The sequence below is a fragment of the Acinetobacter lactucae genome (assembly GCF_013122135.1).
Lineage (GTDB): Bacteria > Pseudomonadota > Gammaproteobacteria > Pseudomonadales > Moraxellaceae > Acinetobacter > Acinetobacter lactucae.
This window is the reverse complement of record NZ_CP053391.1, coordinates 3650301-3676663: the sequence shown is the minus strand read 5'-3', so window position 1 is coordinate 3676663 and position 26363 is coordinate 3650301. Positions and strand designations below refer to the sequence as shown.

The 26363-nt window shown below is 40.8% G+C and carries 21 protein-coding genes and 5 tRNA genes; all 26 read left to right on the top strand.

The window, feature by feature from the left end:
• Nucleotides 1–84 precede the first annotated feature (84 nt).
• The 26 genes from hemC (at nt 85) to rpoC (ending at nt 26206) form a co-directional block, all read left to right on the top strand.
• Nucleotides 85–1002: a hydroxymethylbilane synthase gene (gene hemC, locus HLV59_RS17175; RefSeq protein WP_216606740.1), complete on the top strand. Its 918-nt coding sequence runs from the start codon at nt 85–87 to the stop codon at nt 1000–1002.
• Nucleotides 1003–1005: 3 nt separating this feature from the next.
• Complete coding sequence (locus HLV59_RS17170) at nt 1006–1773, top strand: uroporphyrinogen-III synthase (RefSeq protein ID WP_171430436.1); 768 nt, start codon at nt 1006–1008, stop codon at nt 1771–1773.
• An 8-nt stretch (nt 1774–1781) separates the two neighbouring features.
• The gene (locus HLV59_RS17165) at nt 1782–2624 is read left to right on the top strand and encodes a hypothetical protein (protein ID WP_171430435.1); all 843 of its coding nucleotides are present in this window, start codon (nt 1782–1784) and stop codon (nt 2622–2624) included.
• A gap of 9 nt (nt 2625–2633) precedes the next feature.
• Nucleotides 2634–3827, top strand: coding sequence for a heme biosynthesis protein HemY (locus HLV59_RS17160; RefSeq protein WP_171430434.1), 1194 nt, complete (start codon nt 2634–2636; stop codon nt 3825–3827).
• Nucleotides 3828–3834: 7 nt separating this feature from the next.
• Nucleotides 3835–4275 (top strand): acyl-CoA thioesterase, encoded by a 441-nt coding sequence (locus HLV59_RS17155; protein WP_171430433.1) that lies wholly within the window; start codon nt 3835–3837, stop codon nt 4273–4275.
• Between the two features lie 194 nt (nt 4276–4469).
• A complete protein-coding gene (locus HLV59_RS17150) occupies nt 4470–4796 on the top strand; it encodes an H-NS histone family protein (RefSeq protein WP_000801427.1) in 327 nt (108 codons plus the stop codon).
• A 333-nt stretch (nt 4797–5129) separates the two neighbouring features.
• Nucleotides 5130–5873 (top strand): type II secretion system protein N, encoded by a 744-nt coding sequence (gene gspN, locus HLV59_RS17145; RefSeq protein ID WP_125739237.1) that lies wholly within the window; start codon nt 5130–5132, stop codon nt 5871–5873.
• On the top strand, nt 5873–6709 hold the full coding sequence (locus HLV59_RS17140) for a type II secretion system protein N (protein ID WP_171430432.1): 837 nt from the start codon (nt 5873–5875) through the stop codon (nt 6707–6709). Before gspN ends, HLV59_RS17140 begins: the two co-directional genes overlap by 1 nt.
• A gap of 41 nt (nt 6710–6750) precedes the next feature.
• On the top strand, nt 6751–9021 hold the full coding sequence (gene gspD, locus HLV59_RS17135; RefSeq protein ID WP_171430431.1) for a type II secretion system secretin GspD: 2271 nt from the start codon (nt 6751–6753) through the stop codon (nt 9019–9021).
• A 39-nt stretch (nt 9022–9060) separates the two neighbouring features.
• Nucleotides 9061–9687 (top strand): FHA domain-containing protein, encoded by a 627-nt coding sequence (locus HLV59_RS17130; RefSeq protein WP_016144131.1) that lies wholly within the window; start codon nt 9061–9063, stop codon nt 9685–9687.
• 65 nt (nt 9688–9752) lie between these two features.
• Nucleotides 9753–10421 carry a phosphoglycolate phosphatase gene (locus tag HLV59_RS17125; RefSeq protein ID WP_163120044.1) on the top strand — a complete coding sequence of 223 codons (669 nt, stop codon included), beginning with the start codon at nt 9753–9755 and terminating at the stop codon, nt 10419–10421.
• 109 nt (nt 10422–10530) lie between these two features.
• Entirely contained in the window at nt 10531–12024 is a 1494-nt protein-coding gene (gene trpE, locus HLV59_RS17120; protein ID WP_016144133.1) for an anthranilate synthase component I, read from the top strand.
• 98 nt (nt 12025–12122) lie between these two features.
• Nucleotides 12123–12198: transfer RNA gene (locus tag HLV59_RS17115), tRNA-Thr, on the top strand.
• Between the two features lie 54 nt (nt 12199–12252).
• A tRNA-Tyr gene (locus tag HLV59_RS17110) sits at nt 12253–12336 on the top strand.
• Between the two features lie 35 nt (nt 12337–12371).
• Nucleotides 12372–12447, top strand: a tRNA-Gly gene (locus tag HLV59_RS17105).
• Nucleotides 12448–12460: 13 nt separating this feature from the next.
• Nucleotides 12461–12535, top strand: a tRNA-Thr gene (locus HLV59_RS17100).
• Nucleotides 12536–12682: 147 nt separating this feature from the next.
• Nucleotides 12683–13873 carry an elongation factor Tu gene (gene tuf, locus HLV59_RS17095; RefSeq protein ID WP_005065785.1) on the top strand — a complete coding sequence of 397 codons (1191 nt, stop codon included), beginning with the start codon at nt 12683–12685 and terminating at the stop codon, nt 13871–13873.
• Between the two features lie 60 nt (nt 13874–13933).
• Nucleotides 13934–14009, top strand: a tRNA-Trp gene (locus HLV59_RS17090).
• Nucleotides 14010–14084: 75 nt separating this feature from the next.
• Nucleotides 14085–14525 (top strand): preprotein translocase subunit SecE, encoded by a 441-nt coding sequence (gene secE, locus HLV59_RS17085; RefSeq protein ID WP_081175482.1) that lies wholly within the window; start codon nt 14085–14087, stop codon nt 14523–14525.
• A gap of 7 nt (nt 14526–14532) precedes the next feature.
• Entirely contained in the window at nt 14533–15066 is a 534-nt protein-coding gene (gene nusG, locus HLV59_RS17080) for a transcription termination/antitermination protein NusG (RefSeq protein ID WP_016142418.1), read from the top strand.
• 109 nt (nt 15067–15175) lie between these two features.
• Nucleotides 15176–15604 carry a 50S ribosomal protein L11 gene (gene rplK, locus HLV59_RS17075; protein ID WP_001074682.1) on the top strand — a complete coding sequence of 143 codons (429 nt, stop codon included), beginning with the start codon at nt 15176–15178 and terminating at the stop codon, nt 15602–15604.
• Between the two features lie 3 nt (nt 15605–15607).
• Nucleotides 15608–16303 carry a 50S ribosomal protein L1 gene (gene rplA, locus HLV59_RS17070; RefSeq protein ID WP_005065788.1) on the top strand — a complete coding sequence of 232 codons (696 nt, stop codon included), beginning with the start codon at nt 15608–15610 and terminating at the stop codon, nt 16301–16303.
• 309 nt (nt 16304–16612) lie between these two features.
• Nucleotides 16613–17119: a 50S ribosomal protein L10 gene (gene rplJ, locus HLV59_RS17065; RefSeq protein ID WP_002115099.1), complete on the top strand. Its 507-nt coding sequence runs from the start codon at nt 16613–16615 to the stop codon at nt 17117–17119.
• A 42-nt stretch (nt 17120–17161) separates the two neighbouring features.
• A complete protein-coding gene (rplL, locus tag HLV59_RS17060; protein ID WP_001229360.1) occupies nt 17162–17533 on the top strand; it encodes a 50S ribosomal protein L7/L12 in 372 nt (123 codons plus the stop codon).
• 304 nt (nt 17534–17837) lie between these two features.
• Nucleotides 17838–21926, top strand: a complete 4089-nt coding sequence (rpoB, locus tag HLV59_RS17055; protein ID WP_061874431.1) for a DNA-directed RNA polymerase subunit beta — start codon at nt 17838–17840, stop codon at nt 21924–21926.
• A gap of 86 nt (nt 21927–22012) precedes the next feature.
• Nucleotides 22013–26206 (top strand): DNA-directed RNA polymerase subunit beta', encoded by a 4194-nt coding sequence (gene rpoC, locus HLV59_RS17050; RefSeq protein ID WP_025470536.1) that lies wholly within the window; start codon nt 22013–22015, stop codon nt 26204–26206.
• Nucleotides 26207–26363 lie beyond the last annotated feature (157 nt).

Genomic DNA, 26363 nt, shown 5'->3' with positions numbered 1-26363 from the left:
TTGGACTTGCGAGATTTTACTTGCAATTTTAAGGGATCAAGTTAAGTTTAGGGTGTATTGTTTGACCAGCCCATGCTTGAATTTATGAAAACCTTGAAAATTGCTACGCGACAAAGCCCTCTTGCTCTTTGGCAGGCAGAACATATTCGTGCCCGTTTACAGGATCTTCACCCTGATTTAACAGTGGAATTGGTCAAGTTTGTCACGCAGGGTGATAAAATTTTAGATACGCCTTTAGCAAAAATTGGGGGCAAGGGGCTGTTCGTTAAAGAGTTGGAAGCAGCACTTTTAGATGGGCGTGCAGATTTGGCTGTACATTCAATGAAAGATGTCCCAATGGCTTTGCCAGAAGGTTTAACCTTAGCAGTGATTTGTGAGCGTGAAGATCCATTAGATGCTTTTGTTTCAAATCATTTTGAAAAATTCGCTGATTTACCACAAGGTGCAAAAGTCGGTACATCAAGCTTGCGTCGTAAATCTCAGATTCTAAAACAACGCCCAGATCTACAAATTATTGACTTGCGTGGAAATGTTGGCACACGTTTAGCGAAGCTAGATGAAGGTCAATACGATGCGATTATTCTTGCCAGTGCCGGTTTGAAGCGTTTAGGGTTGTCAGAACGGATTCGTCATTGTTTAACACCAGATATTAGTTTGCCTGCTGTAGGGCAAGGTGCATTGGGCCTAGAATGCCGTGCAGCTGACCAAGATGTATTGGCTTTAATTCAACCTTTATTACACGAAGAAACAGATGTTTGTGTACGTGCTGAACGTGCATTTAATGCCTATCTTGAAGGTGGTTGTCAGGTCCCAATTGCAGGTTATGCCACACTACAAAATGGTCAAATCCATATCGAAGGTCGTGTTGGAAGTCCTGATGGCCAAACATTATTACGTGCGGAAATGACAGATGAAGCCAATAATGCTCAGCAATTGGGTGAGAACCTTGCTCGAAACTTACTTGATCAAGGTGCGGGTGAACTATTAAAGGCCCTCTACTAAACTATGTTGTTTATTAATACTCGACCTGATTCTCGTGCAGCCGAATTAACAGATGCTTTGCAAAATGAAGGTTATCAGGTTGAGTCTTTACCTCTTTTAGAACTCGTTGCTAAACCCTTTTCCGACCACTTACTACAGCTTTACCAACAATTAGTTAAAGCACAAGCTATTGTTGTGGTCAGCCCAACAGCTGTTGAAATGGGCATGGAGTATTTAGCACAAAGTGGCTTAAAAATTAGCGATTTAAAACATATCCAATGGATTGCTGTAGGGCAGGCAACAGCAAATTGTCTAAATGAATATGGAATAGACGCACATATCCCAGATGTTGAAACCTCTGAGGGAATGTTGAACCTACCTATTCTGCACAATATGCAACAGACGGGTAGTGTGGCTTTTTGGCGGGGAGAAGGTGGTCGCCAATTTATGATGGAGACTTTGCAACAGCAAGGAATTCAGATTTTAAATTTTGTTCTATATCATCGGCAGTGCCCAGAAGCTTCATATTCTGCATTCAAACATCTGACACAGAATTCAAATTATAATTTAAATAAATGGCTGGTCTTAATTACCAGTGAAGCGAGCTGGAAGTATTGGTTAGAGCTTTGTTCAAAAAATAATGTACAACCTGATGGTGTATATCTGGTTTTAGGACCTCGTCTTTTTCAAATGGTTAAAGAGTATCGCGATCAGCAACAGGCTCATTTTCACATTATTCAACTTGAAAATTTATCGCCTTCGGGGATGATTCATCACATTCAGGCATTATAAGGATTCATATGAGAAAACTTGTTTCTATCATCATTTTACTGGGCGTAGCTTGGTTGGCTAAGCTCAGTTACGATATGTGGCAAATTTCTCGTACTGTTCCCGAGCTCAAACAAAGTCTGCTGCAATCAGAACAGCACTATGCCAATTTAAATGATCAATTAGTTGCTTTACAGCGACAGTTGCAGAATCAACCCGTAAATACAGGGAATAAAACTAATTCAGTGGTTCAACTAGATGCTCCACCGACAGGTATTGCCCCTACAGTTTTAATTAAACAAAAGTTAGATTTAATTCAATTTGCAATTGATCAGCAGCAGTTGATTTATGCAGTTGATCAATTAAATCAGTTACAGCAATCGCTTGTACACTACGAAATTGCTCCTGCATTGCAGCATAGCTTGAATCAATCGCTCGAGCAGGATAAACAGGCAGTTCAACAGTTCACTTTGGCTCAAAATCAACGTCATCAATTAATTGATGATTTATTACAGAACATTGATAAGAATATTCAACAAGCCTTAGCCCAGCCTAAACTTGAAATGGATCAATCCGAGACTGTGTCTTGGTGGAAAAAATGGTTCCGCATAGAAAAAGTAGAAACGCCGTCTATTAATTTAATGAGTCGAAGTGTCGTGCTGAAAGAAGTGCAATTAAGATTGTTAATTGCCGAACAGGCACTCAATCAAGGAAAAATGACTGAGTATCAAAATGAGTTGCAATCGGTGATGCAAAAGTTAGATGAAATGCCTGATGCAACCAGTCAGCAGTTAAAAAAACGTATTGCTAAAGTGGCACATTTATCTGTGGTGCCAGTTCCTAAACTCTCTACACTTGGGCTAATTGGCTCATAAGGAGGATATATGAAACACCTCCTGTGGGTTTATTTCGTAATCAGCTTAATACTCTTTGCAGCCTTAGCTTTATTTAGTTATGGCTATGGAATGGGGTATGTTTATATCTATTGGCGACAACTGCAGCTGCAAACAAATGTCTGGGGATTAACCCTTACTTTTGTAGTGATGAGTTTTATTGCTCAACTCGTATGGCTATGGATTAAACGTTATTCATCTCGTGAACAAAGAAAAAGTGAAAACATTTTCCAGTTTAAAAACCTTCACCCCTATGAACAATTAGGTATTGTTTGGTTATTAGAGGCTGCCGAAGATCAACGAGTATTTATTGAGCGTGTTTTTACTCAATCAGGACTTTTAAAAAATATTATTGATGCCAAATTTTTGGTTTTAAGTGGCGACTATCCAAAAGCATTAGCTGCTCTCGATCAATCACCACCGATGGCATTTGAATTGGCTGAGTTACAACGAATTGAAATCTTTTTAGCCCAAAATGAAGCCGACCGCACATTAACTCATCTCGAATTTTTATACCAACATCAGTTATCGCCTTGGTTACAAGAAATAGAAACTGCCTACCAGCAAAGATTAACTGCGTTATGGGGGCAATTAGCGCTGCAACATCCATGGGTATATTTACGTTCCATGAAATATGGTTTGCTAGATGCAGAACACCGTGATTTATGGTTGCAGCAACTTCTTCAGCAATTTGATCAAGCTTCTATTGATGACTTGCAGGCCTTACAGCAACGTTATTTAGATTTAGAGTCTGAAATTCAAACTCGACCTTATAGCAGTAAGTTGTTATGGCTAAAACTATTAGCCCGTATGCCAGATATGAGTATGCAACATGCGGCTTTAACCCTTCACTTGTTAAAAGAGCAGTTTGATCCAGAAGTATTTTATTTATGGTTTCAGCAACAACTACTTAAACAGGTTCCTGACTATGCTGATGTTGAAGAAAAAATTATTCAATTTGAAAACCAATATATGAATCTGCCGGTTTTGACCTTCGCAAAATGGCATGTCTATATTGCAACTGGACGTCAAGCAGAAGCTGAAACATTATTATCATTATATCCAGATAATATTTTAATGAGCTATTTACGTATTAAGTCTACGCTTAAAGAAGATGAAGTGTTAATCAAACAGTTAAATCTAATCTTTGAAAATGATGCAAATTTTTTAAAGTTTAAAATATGAGGTAAAAATGAAAGAACTGTCTGTCTACCCGATAATATATGAACAGAAAGTCGCATGGGGAGATATGGACGCTTTTGGTCATGTCAATAATGTACAATATTATCGATATATTGAAAGCTCACGTATTTTATATATGGAAGCAATAAATATATTAACCCCCCAAATATATCCCGTTGTTGCTTCAAGTCAGTGTAAATATTTAAGGCCTGTTTTTTATCCCGATGTATTGAAAGTCGGTGTTCGCGTGGAAGAGCTCCGTAATAGCGCATTCCGTATGGCCTATATATTGTGGAGTGAAACCCAACAACAAATCGTGGCTACTGCTGAGGCTGTTCTGGTATGCATGGATAAATTAACAGAACGAAAATGTGAAATACCTCAGGACATAAAACAAAAAATTATTGAACTAGAAAAATCAGTAGGACATGACTTAATACATTTATCTTAAATAAATATTAATAAAATATATTTCATTTATAATTGATAATGTAATTAAAAGGTAATTTTTTTAGTTATTCTGATGAACACGGCTTTCAAACTATTGCTTATTGAATAGATTATAAATAATATTGGTCTTGATTTTATGTTTTTAAATTTTGTCTGTATTATTTTGAATTGTCTGTAAGACTGGAGTATTTATTAATGAAACCGGATATCAGTGAATTATCTGTTGAAGAGTTAAAACGCTTACAAGAAGAAGCAGAAGCTTTAATTGCAAGTAAAAAAGATCAAGCAATTGAAGATGCTTATAATCAAATTATCGAGATTGCTGAAAATGTAGGTTTCAGTGTTGAACAACTTCTTGAGTTTGGTGCTCAAAAACGTAAGAAAACAACTCGTAAATCTGTTGAGCCTCGTTACCGCAACAAAAACAATGCTGAAGAGACTTGGACTGGTCGTGGTAAACAACCACGCTGGTTAGTTGCTGAAATTGAAAAAGGCGCAAAACTAGAAGATTTCTTAATCTAATCATAGTGCCGATTTAAAAAGCCAAGCAAATTTGCTTGGCTTTTTTATTTATAAAAATATCTCAAAATCTTGCTATAAATATTATTTGAAAAATGAGTGCTTAAATTCTTCTTTAAATGAATTGTTGAGATCAAATGTGCATTTAGTTCAATGAGCACCAAGTTTTCATGATTTTGTCATACGTTCAACTTATAGTCTTAATACCAAAGCCAAGCCAGATTGCTTGGTTTTTTTATATGAAGTGAATTGGCGATGTTGAAAAAGTATGCATAATGTCAGACTAGGGAGCTACTCTCAAAATAAGGACGATAATTTGCATGTTGGTAAGGCTGAATGAAGAAAAAGTCTAAGCAATGGAAGTGGTGGTTTTTTGCCCTCATTGCATTTTTAATTTTTATTATTTTACAGATCCCAGCGACGTGGCTTATTTCTAAATTTTCAAAGAATAATCAAACTCTACACAATGTAAGCGGAAATATCTGGCAAGGCCAAGCAGATTGGCGGCGTGGTACGTTGAGAGGCTCGATTCATTGGAAAACTAGACCTCTAGACCTATTTTTATTACGGTTCGCTGCTGACGTAGATATCCATAGTGGAAATACCCAGTTATCTGGGGTAATGGGTTATGGTGTGGGGAAAAAAGTAATTGTAAAGGCTATGAATGGTCAGGTCGCGCCTGAAACATTAAAACAAATTGTAAATTGGCAATGGCCTGCAAATAGTATTCAGCTTAAAGATATTGAGTTTAATTATAAAAAAGAGCAGGGTTTCGCCGCAGTTGATGGTCAATTGCATTGGGGTGGCGGTGTTTTAATTTATAATATCGGTGATCGTCAAGACCGTATGAATATGCCTTCTTTAAATGGGCAATTAACGGATCAAAATGGACAGTTGCAAGTTGATATACGTGATCAACGCAATCAAAAAATGGCGAATCTTTTATTAGATGCCAATATGATGCTTGATGTGCAGCTCACGCAAAGATTATTGCTCAATATTCCATCTTATGATGGAAAAGCTGGTTTAGATACGTTTGTCATTAGTTCTCGTCAACCCTTAATACAAGGGGGTAACTAATGAAAGTATGGATTGAGAAATTACAGCAACTACAATGGCAAAAATTAGACCGGTTAAGTGTGGTTGTATTTGCCTTTTTGATTTTATGGTTGTGTTGGAAGTTAGCTTCATTATTTTGGTGGGTAATTGCGCCTCCTCAAATGATGCAATTTGATCGGGTAGAGTTAGGATCGCAGCAGCCACAAATTCCTAACATTAGTACTTTTTCGCTTTTTAATGAACCTTCAGCCAATGCAGCTCAGGAAAATGTCAACCTAGAATTACAAGGTGTGATGCTGGGTTATCCAAATCGTTTTTCCTCGGCTGTTATTAAGCTAGATAATACTGCTGATCGATATCGGGTGGGAGAAACAATAGGCTCTACCTCTTATCAGTTGGCGGAAGTTTATTGGGATCACGTGATATTGCGTCAAGGTAATGGAGGTACTCGTGAACTTCAGTTTAAAGGTTTGCCAAATGGTTTATATCAGCCTATGACACCAGATGCTTCACAACCTGCTACTACTGCGCCTCAGTCATCGGCACCTGTCAATACGACTCAAGAGGCGTTAGGACAGGCTATTCAGCAAATGCAAGGCAACCGTGAACAATATCTACGTGACATGGGCGTTAGTGGGAACTCTAGTGAAGGTTTTGAAGTTACAGAACGTACACCCACAGCGCTTCGAAATAAGTTAGGTTTAAGGCCGGGTGATCGGATTGTTTCTTTAAACGGTCAAACGGTTGGGCAGGGACAAACGGATGTGCAGTTACTTGAACAGGCTCGTCGAGCTGGGCAAGTGAAAATAGAAATAAAACGTGGTGATCAAGTGATGACCATACAACAAAATTTTTAGTGATAACACGTCACCATAAGAGTTAGGAATTATCGCAAGTTATGGCTTTATTGAATCATCAACGTCCACTTTGGGCATTACTTGCAGCAGCCCCATTGATTGCGACAGTGAGCAGCAGCGTCTATGCCCAAACATGGAAGATCAATTTACGTGATGCTGACTTAACTGCATTTATTAATGAAGTGGCAGACATTACGGGTAAAAACTTTGCAGTAGATCCACGAGTGCGTGGCAACGTCACAGTAATATCGAATAAGCCCCTCAATAAAAATGAAGTTTATGACCTGTTTCTTGGGGTCTTAAATGTGAATGGAGTGGTAGCAATTCCTTCGGGGAATACCATTAAATTGGTTCCGGATAGCAATGTTAAAAACTCGGGAATTCCTTACGATTCGCGAAATAAATTGCGTGGTGATCAGATTGTTACTCGAGTCATTTGGCTTGAAAACACCAATCCTAATGATTTAATTCCAGCACTTCGTCCATTAATGCCACAATTTGCGCATATGGCTGCGATTGCAGGGACTAATGCGCTGATTGTTTCGGACCGTGCGGCCAATATTTATCAACTTGAAAATATTATTCGTAATCTGGATGGCACTGGACAGAATGATATTGAGGCAATAGGTCTTCAATCGAGCCAAGCTGAAGAAATCATTACCCAGCTGGAGGCGATGAGTGCTACGGGGGCATCTAAAGATTTTAATGGTGCACGTATCCGTATTATTGCAGACAACCGTACCAATCGTATTTTAGTTAAGGGCGATCCTGAAACGCGTAAGCGCATTCGCCATATGATTGAAATGCTGGATGTACCTTCGGCAGACCGTTTGGGGGGGTTAAAAGTTTTTCGCTTGAAATATGCAAGTGCAAAAAATTTATCTGAGATTTTACAAGGTCTTGTGACGGGACAGGCCGTTTCTTCATCAAATAGTAATAACAGTTCTTCTAATACATCGAATCCGATCAATAACTTGATGGGTAATAACCAGAATTCCAGTTCAAACACCTCTGGTTCAAATGGTAGCTCAATTTCTACGCCATCCATTAATCTAAATGGTAATTCAAATAATAGTAATCAGAACAGTATCTCTAGCTTTAGCCAAAATGGTGTGAGCATTATTGCGGATAATGCCCAAAACTCGTTAGTGGTTAAGGCAGATCCTCAATTAATGCGCGAAATTGAATCTGCTATTCAGCAGCTCGATGTTCGCCGTCAGCAAGTTCTGATTGAAGCTGCAATTATTGAGGTTTCAGGTAAAGATGCCGATCAATTAGGGGTGCAATGGGCACTTGGTGACATTAATAGTGGTATTGGTCTAATTAACTTTACGAATGCAGGTTCAAGTCTAGCTTCATTGGCAGCAGGTTACTTAACTGGTGGTGCTTCTGGTTTGGGGAGTGCAATTGGAGCCGGTAGTTCAATTGCATTAGGGAAGTATAAAGAGGGTGCAGATGGTTCTCGTCAATTGTATGGAGCTTTAATTCAGGCTTTAAAAGAGAATACGGCTTCTAATTTATTATCTACTCCTTCTATTGTAACGATGGACAATGAAGAAGCATATATTGTTGTCGGCCAGAATGTTCCATTTGTAACAGGGTCAGTTACTACCAATAGTACGGGGATTAATCCATACACAACAGTTGAGCGAAAAGATGTCGGTGTAACATTAAAAGTTATACCTCACATTGGTGAAAATGGCACAGTTCGACTTGAGATTGAACAGGAAGTTTCAAATGTTCAGGCAAGTAAAGGCCAAGCTGCCGACTTAATTACCAACAAGCGTGCTATTAAAACGGCTGTATTAGCAGAACATGGACAGACAGTTGTTTTAGGTGGTTTGGTATCTGATGATGTTGAGTTTAACCGTCAAGGTATTCCTGGGTTAAGTAGTATTCCTTATTTAGGCCGGTTATTCCGCTCGGATACTCGAAGTAATGTGAAGCGTAATCTTCTTGTTTTTATCCACCCAACAATTGTGGGTGATGCAAATGATGTGCGTCGTTTGTCTCAGCAGCGCTATAACCAGCTTTATAGTTTGCAATTGGCTATGGATAAAAATGGCAATTTTGCAAAATTACCTGAGCAGGTTGATGATGTCTATAATCAAAAAATGACACCACCTAGTATTGCCTCTCAGCCAAAAAATTATCAGCAGGTTCCATCAGGTGGAAAAACCTCGACGGTAATTACACCTGTGGCAGTAGAGCCAACGGTTCAAAAGCAAACCTTGCAGTTGCCTAATCCTGAAGTTAATCGTACTAAAAATACAGTAACAACAACGACACTGCGCCCAAGCACAGCACAGTAGTAGCATGTTATGATTGATAAAAATGAATGGGATATACGCATGACTTGGAAACTACAAGCAATTACTGGTGAAATTACTGGCCAAGAAATTAGTGTTGATCGTGATATGTTGGTAGGGCGTCATCAAGATGCCGATGTATTGTTACAAGCTGCTGAGATTTCACGTCGCCACGCGGCATTGCTTTTAAAAGATCAGGCGCTATGGGTGCAAGACCTTAATTCATCGAATGGCACATTTGTAAACGATATTCGTATTGAGCAAGAAAAGCAGCTACATGATGGTGATATTGTTCAGTTTGCTGGTTTTAAATTTTCTGTATTCGCACCTGCACAGGCAATCACGGAATTACCTGAAATTGAAGCCGAGCCTGTAAATACAACATCATCTCCAGATTTAAGCGATCAAGGAATGCCGAGCCTTGCAGAGCGTGCTGCAGAAGTAGAAGTTCGTCGCGATGGTATGCCGCAGAATATTTCTATTCCAAAGCCTGCACCTATTCCAGAAGGTGTAGATATCAATGCACAACAACAAACGCCTATCGCTTTTGATGAGCCAGTTTCTCGTGTTGCTGAAGAAAAGGAGCAACAGAAAAATGCTTCAGTTGGTTTAATCACGATTATTATTTTGGTAATTTTAGCTGTATTAGCATGGTTATTCTTTAAATAATCCGTTGCTGCTTTTACAATCAAGGCATGCTAAACGCATGCCTTTTTAATTTTGAGTAGAAAAAGATGTCTGTTGCACAACTAAATAAACGTAATTTAATTTTATTTGATCTAGATGGGACGCTAGTTGACTCTGCTGCTGATTTATATCGATCAATGAATTTAAGTTTAGAAGAACTAGAATGGCCTTTAGTAACAGAGAAACAAATACGAGAATGGGTGGGTAAAGGAGCATCTAAGCTCTGTGAGAGTGTTCTACTTCATATTTTTGGAATATTAGACTCTGAACAACATAAACTCTTATTACAGAAATTTATTGATATATACAGTGTAGAACTCTGTGTAAATACTCAAATTTATCCTGGTGTAACCGAGTTTTTAAAACATTGTAAAACTTTAAATATACAGATGGCATGCGTTACCAATAAGCCTGTACAACTTGCCCAAGGTTTGCTTGATGCTTTACAGCTCTCTTCATATTTTCAAGTCGTACTTGGTGGGGATAGCTTACCTGAGAGAAAGCCTCATCCATTGCCATTATTGCATTGCATGCAAAGCCTAAAAATATCTTCTTCACAATCATTAATGATTGGCGATTCAAGTAATGATATTGAGGCTGCGCGTCGCGCGGGAATTGATTGTATTGTAGTTAGCTATGGCTATAATCATGGAGAAAATATCTATGATTGCCAACCTCAGCAAGTTGTTGATAGTTTGGCTGAGTTAATTATCTAATGAATGAAATGGAGATCAGCATGAATAAGCGTATGGTTTTTCGATGGCGTGTCTAAATCGAATCTAGAAAAACACCCTTTTAAATCGAAACCATATTAGAGAAGAATTCATGACTACATTAGCGCAATTTGAACAACTTAAGGCTTTAGGCTACAACACGATTCCAGTCTATCGCCAACGCTTAGCAGACACAGAAACTCCTTTATCTGTTTTTGCTCGTTTTAAAGACCAGACACAGGCTTATTTATTTGAGTCCGTCGAAGGCGGTGAAAATTGGGCGCGCTATTCTATGATTGGCTTAGGCGAGTCGACGGTGTTCTCATGTAATGCTGGTATTCTATCTATACAGCATGCTGATGGTTCAATCACACAACAAGATTGCCAAGATCCATTTCAATATATTCGTGAATTCCAGAAACAGTTTAAAGTGCCTTCTGCTGAACTGTTACCAAACTTACCGAGTTTTACGGGCGGATTAGTGGGGTATTTGGGCTATGATGCGGTTCGCTACATAGAACCACGTTTAAAAAATGTCCCTGCGGCTGATCCCATTACATTGCCAGATTTATGGTTAATGCTATCAAAGACGGTTATTGTCTTTGACAACCTTAAAGATACTTTATTCTTAATTGTTCATGCCGACACTACCCAGCCAAATGCTTATGAAGATGCTCAACAAAAGTTAGATCAATTAGAGCAATTGTTGGCTACACCAGTAAGTTTGCAAGCTAAGCCACATACACCTCCACATTTTGAATCAATTACCGGCAAAGAAAAATTCCTAGAGACCATAGAAAAGGTTAAAGAATACATCCGTGCGGGTGATGTGATGCAGGTTGTTCCGGGCCAGCGTATGGTTTCTGATTTTGATGGGGAAGCTTTACAGGTCTATCGTGCTTTGCGTCATTTAAATCCTTCGCCTTATTTATTTTTGGTACAAGGACAAACCATTACAGATAAAAAGCCATTTCATATTGTAGGGTCATCACCAGAAATTCTTTCTCGCCTCGAAAATGGTATTGCGACAGTACGTCCGCTTGCAGGTACCAGACCTCGTGGAAAAACTAAAGAAGAAGATATTGCTTTAGAAAAAGACTTACTTTCGGATGAAAAAGAAATCGCAGAGCATTTAATGCTGATTGACCTTGGTCGAAATGATGTCGGGCGAGTTTCTAAAATTGGAAAGGTCCAAGTGACTGATCAAATGGTGATTGAGCGCTATTCGCATGTCATGCACATTGTTTCAAATGTACAAGGTGAAGTTCGTGATGATATTGATGCGCTAGATGTATTTAAGGCGACTTTCCCTGCAGGTACTTTGTCAGGTGCACCAAAAATTCGTGCAATGGAAATTATTGATGAAGTTGAGCCTGTAAAAAGAGGTGTCTTTGGTGGGGCAGTAGGATATTTAGGATGGCACGGTGAAATGGATATGTCGATTGCAATCCGTACTTGTGTTATCCGAGATAAAAAAGTCTATGTACAGGCTGGAGCAGGTCTGGTTGCGGACTCAAATCCTGAATCTGAATGGAATGAAACGCAAATAAAAGCTCGCGCAGTGATCAAAGCGGTTGAATTATCGTCAAACGGATTGATTTTATAAGTTTTTAGCGGTTTTTTTAAAAAAACCGCTTGCATCGTTTGGAAGTTTTGCTAAACTGCACACCGTTCCGATACGAAACGTACGAAACACTAAGAAGAGCCGGCATAGCTCAGTTGGTAGAGCAACTGACTTGTAATCAGTAGGTCCACAGTTCGAATCCGTGTGCCGGCACCATCTTAAAGGTGTGTAGTTGTGAAGTAAAGGACAACACTGAAATAAGTGTGATATGGTGAGATTCCCGAGCGGTCAAAGGGGGCGGACTGTAACTCCGCTACGAAAGTTTCGAAGGTTCGAATCCTTCTCTCACCACCATTAACTTCGATTGAAGTGGTATATACCAACACAGTGCGGGAGTAGCTCAGTTGGTAGAGCGGCAGCCTTCCAAGCTGCATGTCGCGAGTTCGATCCTCGTCTCCCGCTCCATCGAAGGATAATCGCTCTTATAGCTCAGTGGTAGAGCACTCCCTTGGTAAGGGAGAGGTCTCGAGTTCAAATCTCGATAAGAGCTCCAGATACAGTTTAGTAGATTTTCTACAAAGATTTAAAAAGCAGGCTTATTAGTCTGCTTTTCAAGTATTGGGTGTTTGATTTTTTTGGCGATATGTCGATGCTGGGTTTTTGCTCAGAATTGTGTTCGACGTAAACGAGGACTATAAACATGGCTAAGGCTAAGTTTGAACGTAATAAGCCACACGTAAACGTGGGCACAATCGGTCACGTTGACCATGGTAAAACAACTTTAACTGCTGCGATTGCAACAATTTGTGCAAAAACTTACGGCGGTGAAGCGAAAGATTACTCACAAATCGACTCAGCACCTGAAGAAAAAGCACGTGGTATTACAATTAATACTTCACACGTAGAATACGATTCTCCAATTCGTCACTACGCGCACGTTGACTGCCCGGGCCACGCCGATTACGTTAAAAACATGATTACTGGTGCTGCTCAGATGGACGGCGCGATCCTTGTGTGTGCTGCGACTGACGGTCCAATGCCACAAACTCGTGAACACATCCTTCTTTCTCGTCAGGTTGGTGTACCTTACATCATCGTATTCTTGAACAAGTGTGACCTTGTTGATGATGAAGAATTACTTGAATTAGTAGAAATGGAGGTTCGTGAACTTCTTTCTACTTATGACTTCCCAGGTGATGACACTCCAGTTATCCGTGGTTCTGCGCTTAAAGCGTTGGAAGGCGATGCTGGTCAATATGGTGAGTCTTCAGTTCTTGCTCTTGTTGAAGCGCTTGACTCTTACATCCCAGAACCAGAACGTGCTATCGACAAAGCATTCTTAATGCCAATCGAAGACGTATTCTCAATTTCTGGTCGTGGTACTGTAGTAACAGGCCGTGTAGAAGCTGGTATCGTTAAAGTTGGTGAAGAAGTAGAGATCGTTGGTATTAAAGATACAGTTAAAACAACTGTAACTGGCGTAGAAATGTTCCGTAAACTTCTTGACGAAGGCCGTGCAGGTGAGAACTGTGGTATCTTACTTCGTGGTACTAAGCGTGAAGACGTACAACGTGGTCAAGTACTTGCTAAACCAGGTACAATCAAGCCGCACACTAAATTCGATGCAGAAGTATACGTACTTTCTAAAGAAGAAGGTGGTCGTCACACTCCATTCTTAAATGGTTACCGTCCACAATTCTACTTCCGTACAACTGACGTAACTGGTGCAATCCAATTACAAGACGGCGTTGAAATGGTTATGCCAGGCGACAACGTTGAAATGTCAGTAGAATTAATCCACCCAATCGCAATGGACCCAGGTCTACGTTTTGCGATCCGTGAAGGTGGTCGTACTGTAGGTGCTGGTGTTGTTGCGAAAGTAACTGCATAAGCATATTATAGTGACGGATTACGTCTCAGGTTGAGGGCTTTGGCTCTCAACTTGCATTATAGGTCAGTAGTTCAATTGGTAGAGCGTCGGTCTCCAAAACCGAATGTTGGGGGTTCGAGTCCCTCCTGACCTGCCATATTTTGAAATAAAAAGCTTGATGCTGGCTTAGTTGTTCATATAATAAGTCGCGAGTTCTACGACGAGTACAAAAATGTCGAATGATAAACCGCGTGACGCATTGAGCGACGCGCCAATTCCTCAAAGAAATAATTCTGCTGAAGTTGTTCGTTCTGGTTCGCCTCTAGACGTTGTTCTATGGGTGATTGCAATAGCATTGTTGCTTTTAGCTACCATGGTGAATCAGCACTTACCAGCGTATTGGGCGCCTGCAAATAATGTTTGGGTGCGCGTTGGGGCAATTTTTGCTTGTATCGTTGTGGCTTTAGGTTTATTATACGCCACCCATCAAGGTAAAGGCTTCGTTCGTTTGCTAAAAGATGCACGAGTCGAATTGCGTCGAGTAACTTGGCCAACAAAACAGGAAACAGTCACTACTTCGTGGCAGGTTCTATTGGTTGTAGTTGTTGCATCACTGGTTTTATGGTGCTTTGACTATGGTTTGGGTTGGTTAATTAAGTTGATTATCGGGTAAAAGAGCTATGAAACGTTGGTACATTATTCATGCCTACTCTGGCTATGAAAAACAAGTGTTGCGTTCACTTACAGAACGAATCCAGCGTAGCGCTGTTGCTGATAGCTTTGGTGATGTCCTTGTTCCTACCGAAGAAGTGGTAGAAATGAAGGATGGTAAGAAACGTAAATCTGAGCGTAAATTCTTTCCTGGCTATGTGTTAGTCGAAATGGAAATGAATGATGATACTTGGCATATTGTTAAAGAATGTCCAAAGGTTCTAGGTTTTATCGGTGGTACACCTGAAAAACCAGCACCAATCACTCAGCGTGAAGCAGATGCGATTCTTGCGCGTGTACGTAATACTGGTGAAGCACCACGTCCTAAAACGATGTTTGAGCCAGGTGAAGAATTACTTGTTATTGACGGTCCATTCACAGACTTTAAAGGTGTGGTGGAAGAGGTTCAATACGATAAGTCACGTTTAACGTTGACGATTAATGTATTTAATCGACCAACTCAGGTTGAACTCGAGTTTCGCCAAGTCGAAAAAACGATTTAATCTCAATTGGTTGAAAAGCGCCCGATTTTATCGGGCATTGTTGTTGTAACAGTAGTGTTGCGTAAAGATTGGGGAGCCTAGCGGCGTTTGTACCCAGAGGTATTTTAAAATGGCTAAGAAGATTGACGGCTATATCAAGCTGCAAGTTCCAGCTGGTAAAGCAAATCCATCTCCACCAATTGGTCCTGCGTTAGGTCAACGTGGTGTAAACATCATGGCATTCTGTAAAGAATTCAATGCTGCTACACAAAAAGTTGAACCAGGTCTTCCAATTCCTGTAGTGATTACTGTGTACAACGACAAGTCGTTCACATTCATCATGAAAACTCCTCCAGCTTCTATTCTTCTTAAGAAAGCTGCTGGTATTCAAAAGGGTTCATCTGTACCAAACAAAACTAAAGTTGGTAAGTTGACTCGTGCTCAGTTAGAAGAAATTGCGACTACTAAAGAACCGGATTTAACTGGTGCTGATTTAGACGCACGTGTTCGTACCATCGCTGGTTCTGCACGTTCTATGGGCTTGGAAGTGGAGCTATAAGACATGGCAAAGTTAACTAAACGTCAAAAAGCCATTGCTGCTGCTGTTGAAGCAAACAAAGTTTACACTTTGGAAGAAGCGGTACAAGTTCTTAACAGCCTACCTGCTGCAAAATTCAAAGAATCTTTGGATGTGGCTGTAAACCTTGGTGTAGATCCACGTAAATCTGATCAGGTTGTTCGTGGTGCAACTACATTACCTGCAGGTACTGGTAAAACTGTACGTGTAGCTGTATTTGCTCAAGGCGCTCAAGCAGAAGCTGCGAAAGAAGCTGGTGCTGATGTTGTAGGTTTTGATGACCTTGCTGAAAGCATCCAGGGTGGAAACCTTGACTTTGATGTTGTAATCGCTGCTCCTGACGCTATGCGTGTTGTTGGTAAGCTCGGTACAATTCTTGGTCCACGTGGTTTAATGCCAAACCCTAAAGTTGGTACTGTAACTCCTGATGTAGCGAATGCTGTTAAAAACGCTAAATCTGGTCAGGCTCGTTACCGTGTAGACAAAGCGGGTATTATCCATGCTGCGATCGGTCAATTAGGCTTTGATGCTGCTGCTATCCGTCAAAACGTTGAAACTTTAGTTGCTGACTTGAAAAAGTTAAAACCTGCAACTTCTAAAGGTGTATACATCAAAAAGATCACTTTGAGCTCAACTATGGGTCCTGGTCTTACTGTTGATGTAAACAACGTTTCTAACTAAGTCTAGACTTAGTAAAGAATTTTAAAGTCCTGATTGAGGACAGAGCCCAAATAAAAATATTTTTATTAGGTGGGGTGGAGCAAAGCTTCATCCCTTACTCATCAGGCGGACTTTGAATTGATAAATGAGAATTTATCAGCGTCAAAGACCTCAGGCGAAAAGATGTTGTTTTCGAATAGCACTTTTCTTAATAAACCAGCCTGCGTAGACGCGGTGGTGTGATTTGTTCCTCCTCCGCGTGTAAGTCGAGAGGCTTACGAATTGGGAGTGTGCCCATTGGGTACATAAATCACCTTAGGAGGTTTTACAATGGCTCTTCTTATTGAAGACAAAAAACAGATCGTTGCGGAAGTAAGTGAAGTTGCTTCTAAGGCGTTTGCAGCCGTTGTTGCTGACTACCAAGGCTTAAGCGTAGAGCAATTAACAACACTTCGTGTTGAAGCTCGTAAGTTAGGTGTTTCTACACGTATTGTACGTAACACTTTGGCTAAACGCGCACTTCAAGATACTCAATTCAATATCTTGAACGACAACCTTGTTGGTCCAACAATTCTAGGTTTTTCAACTTCTGAAGATGACATGGGTGCAGCTGCACGTTTGTTCGAAGATTTTGCTAAAACTAACAAAGCATTTGAGTTAAAAGCTGCTGCATTTGACGGCAAAGTTTATCAAGGTGCTGACGTTAGCGTAATTGCAAACCTTCCGAACCAAGAGAAAGCTCTTACTATGCTTGCCTCTGTCCTTCAAGCTCCTATTTCGAAATTGGGTCGCCTTATTACAGCGCTCAAAGAGAAAAACGAGTCAGAAGCTGCTTAATCAATTTTACACACCATTCAATATCCATTTGGAGTTATTCTCATGGCTTTAACTAACGAAGAAATCTTAAACGCAGTTGCTGAAAAAACTGTTCTTGAACTTGTTGAATTAATTTCTGCTTTCGAAGAGAAATTCAACGTTTCAGCTGCAGCTGTTGCTGTTGCTGCTCCAGCTGGTGGCGCTGCTGCTGCTGCTGAAGAACAATCTGAATTCAACGTTGAGTTGACTTCTTTCGGTGCTAACAAAGTAGCTGTAATTAAAGCAGTTCGTGAAGCAACTGGTCTTGGTCTTAAAGAAGCTAAAGACCTAGTTGAAGGTGCTCCTCAAGTTCTTAAAGAAGGCGTTTCTAAAGAAGAAGGCGAAGAACTTAAGAAGAAACTTGAAGAAGCTGGTGCTACAGTTACACTTAAGTAATTGTAAAAGGAGTCGGTTTTTAAATCGGCTCCATAAAATGGCTGATGGCTCTTGGGTCATCAGCCTTTTTGCGTTACAATAATCGGCTCGATTTTTGTTAGTTTTGTTTGATTTTTGAGAAATTCGAAATAAAACAAGTAATTTCAAATGTTTACCAATATTTTTCTTTTTTAAAAATATTGTTAAGCGTTTTTATACCACTAAAAATTGCAGCATTTGTAAACAGTGGTGGCCATATCGGCCTGCGTAATTCCTTCTGAGCCCGTTCTGCAGGCGGGCTTAGTTTACTTTCCGAGGACTCCAGATGGCATACTCATATACCGAAAAGAAACGGATCCGTAAGAATTTTGGTAAATTGCCCCAAGTAATGGATGCACCGTACTTACTATCGATTCAGGTCGATTCGTACAGAACATTCTTGCAAGATGGCAAAACTCCAAAAAACCGCGAAGATATCGGTCTCCAAGCCGCATTTCGTTCAGTTTTTCCTATCGAAAGTTATTCTGGCAATGCTGCTTTAGAATTTGTTGAGTATAGCCTTGGTAAACCTGAGTTCGATGTACGCGAATGTATTCTTCGTGGTTCGACTTATGCGGCACCAATGCGCGTTAAAATTCGTTTGATTATTAAAGATCGCGAAACTAAATCAATTAAAGACGTACGAGAACAAGAAGTCTATATGGGTGAAATTCCACTCATGACTGAAAACGGTACATTCGTCATTAATGGTACTGAGCGTGTAATCGTATCTCAATTACACCGTTCACCAGGCGTTTTCTTTGATCACGATAAAGGTAAAACCCACTCAAGTGGTAAAGTGTTGTATTCAGCACGTATTATTCCTTACCGTGGTTCATGGTTAGACTTCGAATTTGATGCGAAAGACTTAGTTTACGTACGTATTGACCGTCGTCGTAAATTACTTGCTACTGTTGTATTACGTGCACTGGGTTATAACAACGAACAAATCTTGAATTTGTTCTATGAAAAAGTACCTGTGTATCTTGATATGGGCAGTTACCAGATTGACCTAGTACCTGAACGTTTACGTGGGGAAATGGCGCAATTTGATATTGCTGACAATGACGGTAAAGTTATTGTTGAGCAAGGTAAGCGTATTAATGCTCGTCACGTACGTCAAATGGAAGCTGCTGGTTTAACAAAACTTTCAGTTCCAGATGAATACTTATATGAGCGTATTACTGCTGAAAATATTACTTTACGTGATGGTGAAGTAATTGCCGCTAATACTTTGTTAAGCCATGAAGTTATGGTGAAACTAGCAGAAGGTGGTGTTAAACAGTTCAATATCTTATTTACGAACGATATTGACCGTGGTTCGTTTGTTGCTGACACATTACGTGCAGATACAACTGCTGGCCGTGAAGAAGCATTAGTTGAAATCTATAAAGTAATGCGTCCAGGCGAGCCGCCAACAAAAGAAGCTGCTGAAAACTTATTCAATAACTTATTCTTCTCTTCTGAGCGTTATGACTTATCTCCAGTAGGTCGTATGAAGTTCAACCGTCGTTTGGGTCGTCCATACGAAGTTGGTACTGACCAGAAGTCACGTGAAGTAGAAGGTATTTTATCGCACGAAGATATCATTGATGTATTACGTACATTAGTTGAAATCCGTAACGGTAAAGGTGAAGTCGACGATATCGATCACTTGGGTAACCGTCGTGTACGTTCTGTTGGTGAAATGACTGAAAACCAATTCCGTGTTGGTTTGGTTCGTGTTGAACGTGCTGTTAAAGAGCGTTTAAGCCAAGCAGAAACAGATAACTTGTCTCCGCAAGATTTAATTAACGCTAAACCAGTTGCAGCTGCAATCAAAGAATTCTTTGGTTCAAGCCAGTTATCTCAGTTCATGGACCAAAACAACCCATTATCTGAGATTACCCATAAGCGTCGTGTATCAGCGCTTGGGCCTGGTGGTTTAACACGTGAACGTGCGGGCTTTGAGGTACGTGACGTACATCAAACTCACTATGGTCGTGTATGTCCAATTGAAACGCCGGAAGGTCCAAACATTGGTTTGATCAACTCGCTTTCTGTATATGCAAAAGCAAATGACTTCGGTTTCTTGGAAACACCTTACCGTAAAGTGGTAGATGGTCGAGTAACTGATGCTGTTGAATACCTTTCTGCTATTGAAGAAGTAGGTACTGTTATTGCACAGGCCGATTCTGCAGTAGATAAAGATGGCAACTTAACAGAAGAGTTTGTTTCTGTTCGTCATCAAGGTGAATTCGTACGTATGCCACCAGAAAAAGTGACGCATATGGACGTTTCTGCTCAGCAGGTTGTATCTGTTGCTGCATCACTTATTCCATTCCTTGAACACGATGACGCGAACCGTGCGCTTATGGGTTCAAACATGCAACGTCAGGCAGTTCCTACTCTACGTGCGGATAAACCGCTTGTAGGTACAGGTATGGAAGCGAACGTTGCACGTGACTCAGGTGTGTGTGTGATCGCAAACCGTGGTGGTGCAATTGAATACGTAGATGCTTCTCGTATCGTTATTCGTGTAAACGAAGATGAAATGATTGCTGGTGAGGCTGGTGTAGATATCTACAACCTCATTAAATATACGCGTTCTAACCAGAACACTTGTATTAACCAAAATATTATCGTGAATTTAGGCGACAAAGTTGCTCGCGGTGATATCTTGGCAGACGGTCCGTCTACAGATATGGGTGAGCTTGCGCTTGGTCAAAACATGCGCGTTGCGTTCATGACTTGGAATGGTTACAACTACGAAGACTCGATCTTATTATCTGAGCGTGTACTTCAAGAAGACCGTTTAACTTCTATTCATATTCAAGAATTATCTTGTGTAGCGCGTGATACTAAGTTAGGTGCAGAAGAAATTACTGCCGATATTCCTAACGTTGGTGAAGCTGCACTTTCTAAACTTGATGAATCAGGTATCGTTTATATCGGTGCTGAAGTTACAGCAGGTGACATCCTTGTTGGTAAAGTAACGCCTAAAGGTGAAACTCAGTTAACTCCTGAAGAAAAATTGCTTCGCGCAATCTTTGGTGAGAAAGCAGCTGATGTTAAAGATTCATCTTTACGTGTTCCATCTGGTACTAAAGGTACAGTTATCGACGTTCAAGTCTTCACTCGTGATGGCTTAGAGAAAGATGACCGTGCACTAGCTATCGAAAAAGCACAGCTTGATGCTTACCGTAAAGACTTGAAAGAAGAATACAAGATCTTTGAAGAAGCAGCTCGTGAGCGTGTAATTCGTTTGCTTAAAGGCCAAGAGTCTAATGGCGGTGGTTCAACTAAACGTGGTGACAAACTCGTTGAAGACGTGTTATCTGGTTTAGAGCTTGTTGATTTGCTTGAAATTCAACCAGCAGATGAAGCAATCGCTGAGCGTTTAACTCAAATTCAAGTGTTCTTAAAAGAAAAGAGCGCAGAAATTGACGAGAAATTCGCTGAGAAGAAACGTAAGCTTGCAACAGGTGATGAATTAACAACTGGCGTATTGAAAGTTGTTAAAGTTTACTTAGCTGTTAAACGTCGTATTCAGCCTGGTGATAAGATGGCTGGTCGTCACGGTAACAAAGGTGTTGTATCTAACATCCTACCTGTTGAAGACATGCCACATGATGCTAACGGTGTACCAGTAGATATCGTATTGAACCCGTTGGGCGTACCATCTCGTATGAACGTGGGTCAGATTCTTGAGACTCACTTGGGTATGGCGGCTAAAGGGCTTGGTGATAAAATCGAAAAAATGTTGAAAGAACAGCGTACAGTTTTAGAACTGCGTGAATTCTTAGACAAGATTTATAACAAAGTCGGTGGTGAGCAAGAAGATCTTGACAGCTTAACTGATGCTGAAGTCTTAGCTCTTTCAGGCAACTTACGTGCTGGTGTGCCTTTGGCTACTCCTGTATTTGATGGTGCTGAAGAAGGTCAAATTAAAGACTTACTTGAGTTAGCTGGTATCTCTCGTACTGGTCAAACAGTATTGTTTGATGGCCGTACTGGTGAACAGTTTGATCGTCCTGTAACTGTGGGTTACATGTACATGCTCAAATTGAACCACTTGGTTGATGACAAAATGCATGCGCGTTCAACTGGTTCTTACTCTCTTGTTACACAGCAACCGCTTGGTGGTAAAGCACAATTCGGTGGTCAGCGTTTCGGTGAGATGGAGGTCTGGGCACTCGAAGCTTACGGCGCAGCATATACTCTCCAAGAGATGTTAACTGTTAAGTCGGATGACGTTGAAGGTCGTACACGCATCTATAAGAATATTGTAGATGGTAACCATTATATGGATCCGGGTATGCCTGAATCGTTCAACGTATTGACCAAAGAGATCCGTTCTTTAGGTATCAACATTGAACTGAAAAATGGTGATTAAGTCGTAAGACTCACGATTTTTTAGGTAAAAACAATATTTGTGACCCAGTCGGGCAAGCGTTGCTTCCCGACACACGGAGAAAAAAATTGAAAGACTTGCTCGATATCATGCGTAAGAAAACGGACTCAGATGGTCATGCACCAATTGAGTTTGACCGTATCCGTATTGGTCTTGCGTCACCAGAAATGATTAAGTCATGGTCTCATGGTGAAGTTAAAAAACCTGAGACAATTAACTACCGTACTTTTAAACCAGAACGTGACGGTTTGTTCTGTGCCAAAATCTTTGGTCCAGTAAAAGATTACGAATGCTTGTGTGGTAAATACAAGCGTATGAAATACAAAGGCGTCATTTGTGAAAAATGTGGCGTTGAAGTAACTACAGCGAAAGTTCGTCGTGAACGTATGGGTCACATTGAACTTGCTTCTCCAGTTGCACATATCTGGTTCTTAAAATCGTTACCGAGCCGTATCGGTTTATTACTTGATATGACACTGCGTGATATCGAACGTGTATTGTATTTCGAATCATACGTTGTAACTGACCCTGGTATGACTCCGTTTGAAAAGTATCAACTTTTAACAGACGAAGAGTACTTCAATGCACTTGAAGAACACGGTGATGAATTCACTGCGAAAATGGGGGCAGAAGCGGTTCAGGACTTGTTGAAAGATATCGATCTTGAAGCTGAAATCGCACGTTTACGTGAAGAAATCCCTCAAACAACTTCTGAAACGAAGTTGAAAAAAGCGTCTAAACGCTTGAAATTGATGGAAGCATTCAAAGATTCAAACAACAAGCCAGAATGGATGGTGATGAATGTACTTCCTGTACTTCCACCTGATTTACGTCCATTAGTTCCACTTGAAGGTGGTCGTTTCGCGACTTCTGACTTAAACGATTTATATCGTCGTGTCATTAACCGTAATAACCGTTTGAAGCGTCTTCTTGACCTTGCTGCTCCAGATATTATCGTACGTAACGAAAAACGTATGTTACAAGAGTCTGTAGATGCATTGCTTGATAACGGTCGTCGTGGTCGTGCAATTACTGGTTCTAACAAGCGTCCATTAAAATCTTTGGCAGATATGATCAAAGGTAAACAAGGTCGTTTCCGTCAGAACTTATTAGGTAAGCGTGTTGACTATTCGGGTCGTTCGGTAATTACTGTAGGTCCTACTTTACGTCTTCACCAATGTGGTCTTCCGAAGAAAATGGCACTTGAATTATTCAAGCCATTCATTTTCGCGAAACTACAAGCTTCAGGTCAGGCGACTACCATTAAAGCTGCGAAGAAAATGGTTGAGCGTGAGACTCCGGAAGTTTGGGACGTTCTTGCTTCTGTAATTCGTCAACACCCGGTAATGTTGAACCGTGCGCCAACACTTCACCGTTTAGGTCTTCAAGCATTTGAACCTATTCTTATTGAAGGTAAGGCAATCCGTCTTCACCCACTCGTTTGTGCTGCGTTTAACGCCGACTTCGATGGTGACCAAATGGCGGTACACGTTCCGTTGACACTTGAAGCACAGTTAGAAGCTCGTGCATTGATGATGTCAACAAACAACATCTTGTCACCAGCAAACGGTGAACCGATCATTGTTCCTTCTCAGGACGTTGTCTTGGGTCTTTACTACATCACACGTGATGCTGTAAATGCCAAAGGTGAAGGTATGGTGTTTGCGGATACTCATGAAGTAAACCGTGCACTTGCTACTGGTCAGGTTGCGATCCATGCACGTGTTAAAGTACGTGTACATCAAACTGTTATCAATGAAAATGGTGAGCGTGAACACCAAACTATTATTGTTGATACAACTCCTGGTCGTTGTTTGCTTTGGGAAATTGTTCCACAAGGCTTAAGCTTTGACATGATCAACCTTGAGATGACTAAAAAGAATATCTCTAAATTGATCAACTCTTGCTACCGTAAACTTGGTTTGAAAGATACAGTTATCTTCGCTGACCAATTAATGTACTTGGGCTTCCGTCAAGCGACTCGTTCAGGTGTATCGGTAGGTATGGAAGACATGCTTATTCCACCTACTAAACAGACAATTATTGATAAAGCGGAAACAGAAGTTCGTGAAATCGAACAACAGTTCGAACAAGGTTTCGTAACTGCTGGTGAGCGTTATAACAAAGTTGTCGATATCTGGGCGCGTACAAACGACCAAGTTGCTAAAGCAATGATGGATAACTTGTCTTATACACTTGTGAAAAACAAACAAGGTGAAGACGAGAAGCAAAAATCATTCAACAGCATCTATATGATGTCTGACTCCGGTGCCCGTGGTAGTGCGGCGCAGATTCGTCAGCTTGCTGGTATGCGTGGTTTGATGGCAAAACCGGATGGCTCGATTATTGAGACTCCGATTAAAGCGAACTTCCGTGAAGGTTTAACAGTACTTCAGTACTTTATTTCTACACATGGTGCGCGTAAAGGTTTGGCCGATACAGCATTGAAAACTGCGAACTCTGGTTACTTGACTCGTCGTCTTGTAGACGTAGCGCAAGACTTGGTAATTACTGAACCTGACTGTGGTACAGCGGGTGGTTTAGTAATGACACCATTCATTCAGGGTGGTGATGTCATCGAGCCATTACGTGACCGCGTATTAGGTCGTGTAACTGCTGAAGATGTACGTCGTGCATCTGATGATGAAGTTGTATTACCTCGTGGTACGTTAATTGACGAGAAAATCGCAGCTCAGCTTGAAGAAGCTGGTGTCGATGAAGTTAAAGTACGTTCAGTAATCGCATGTGAATCAACATTCGGTGTGTGTGCTCGTTGTTATGGTCGTGACCTTGCACGTGGTCACTTGGTGAACCCAGGTGAATCAGTGGGTGTAATGGCTGCACAGTCAATTGGTGAGCCAGGTACACAGTTAACGATGCGTACGTTCCACGTTGGTGGTGCTGCGAGCCGAACTTCTGCTGCGAACAGTGTTCAAGTACGTAACAAAGGTACTGTACGTTTCCATAACGTGAAAACTGTACAACATGCAAAAGGCCACTTGGTTTCAGTTTCACGTTCAGGTGAAATTGGTATTGCCGATGATTTAGGTCGTGAGCGTGAGCGCTATAAACTTCCTTACGGTGCAAGCATCTTGTTGAAAGATGGTGAAGCTGTAGAAGCTGGCGGTATCGTAGCGACTTGGGATCCGCATACACATCCATTGGTAACAGAAGTTGCTGGTAAAGCACGTTTCAGCCAAATCGCTGATGGCGTAACTGCAACATCGAAAACTGATGATGCAACTGGTATGACTACTGTTGAAATCTTGCCTGTAACAGCTCGTCCTGCTTCTGGTAAAGATTTACGTCCTGCAATCGTGTTGGATACAACAGATGGCGGCGAACAGTTCTACTTCTTGCCACAAAACACAATCGTGACTGTCCGTGATGGCGAAACGATCGGTGTGGGTGACGTTATTGGTCGTGTACCACAAGAAACATCACGTACTCGTGATATTACCGGTGGTCTTCCGCGTGTAGCTGACTTGTTCGAAGCGCGTAAACCAAAAGAGCATGCAATTCTTGCTGAAGTATCAGGCGTTGTAAGCTTCGGTAAAGAGACTAAGGGTAAAAACCGTTTGGTAATTACTCCTGATGATGGTTCTGAGATTTACGAAGAATTGATTCCAAAATGGCGTCAAATCAACGTATTCGAAGGCGAGCATGTGAACCGTGGTGAAACTATTTCTGATGGTCCACAAAACCCTCATGACATCTTGCGTTTGAAAGGTGAAGTTGCATTAACTAACTACATCGTGAACGAAGTTCAAGACGTTTACCGTCTCCAAGGTGTAAAAATCAACGATAAGCACATTGAAGTTATCGTACGTCAAATGTTGCGTAAAGTTGATATCACTGATGGTGGTGATACAAGCTTCATCAAAGGCGAGCAAGTGGATTACATTCGCGTTGTTCAAGAGAACCAAGCTGTCTTGGCTCAGAACAAGTTCCCTGCGAAGTTTGAACGTCAATTAATGGGTATTACGAAAGCATCGCTTTCTACTGACTCGTTCATCTCTGCTGCATCGTTCCAGGAAACAACTCGTGTGTTAACTGAAGCGGCTGTAACAGGTAAAGAAGATGATTTACGTGGCTTGAAAGAAAACGTTGTAGTAGGTCGCTTGATTCCAGCAGGTACTGGTCTTGCATACCACCTAGAACGTCGTCGTCAAGAAGCAGAAGCTGCAGAACATGAGCTTCACAATGACTTCAGCGAAGTAGACCAAGCATTCAGCCAAGCATTAAACTCAGAACAATTCTAAGTTTAGACTGGCACTAAAAAAGGCACCTCAGGGTGCCTTTTTTATTTATAGTTATTTTTAACAATTAAGAGTTGTAATTACATAAACATATTAAAGAGCCATTATTTTATTACTAAAGCGGGATAAAGACTCCATAAAAACACACTAGGCTACCTGC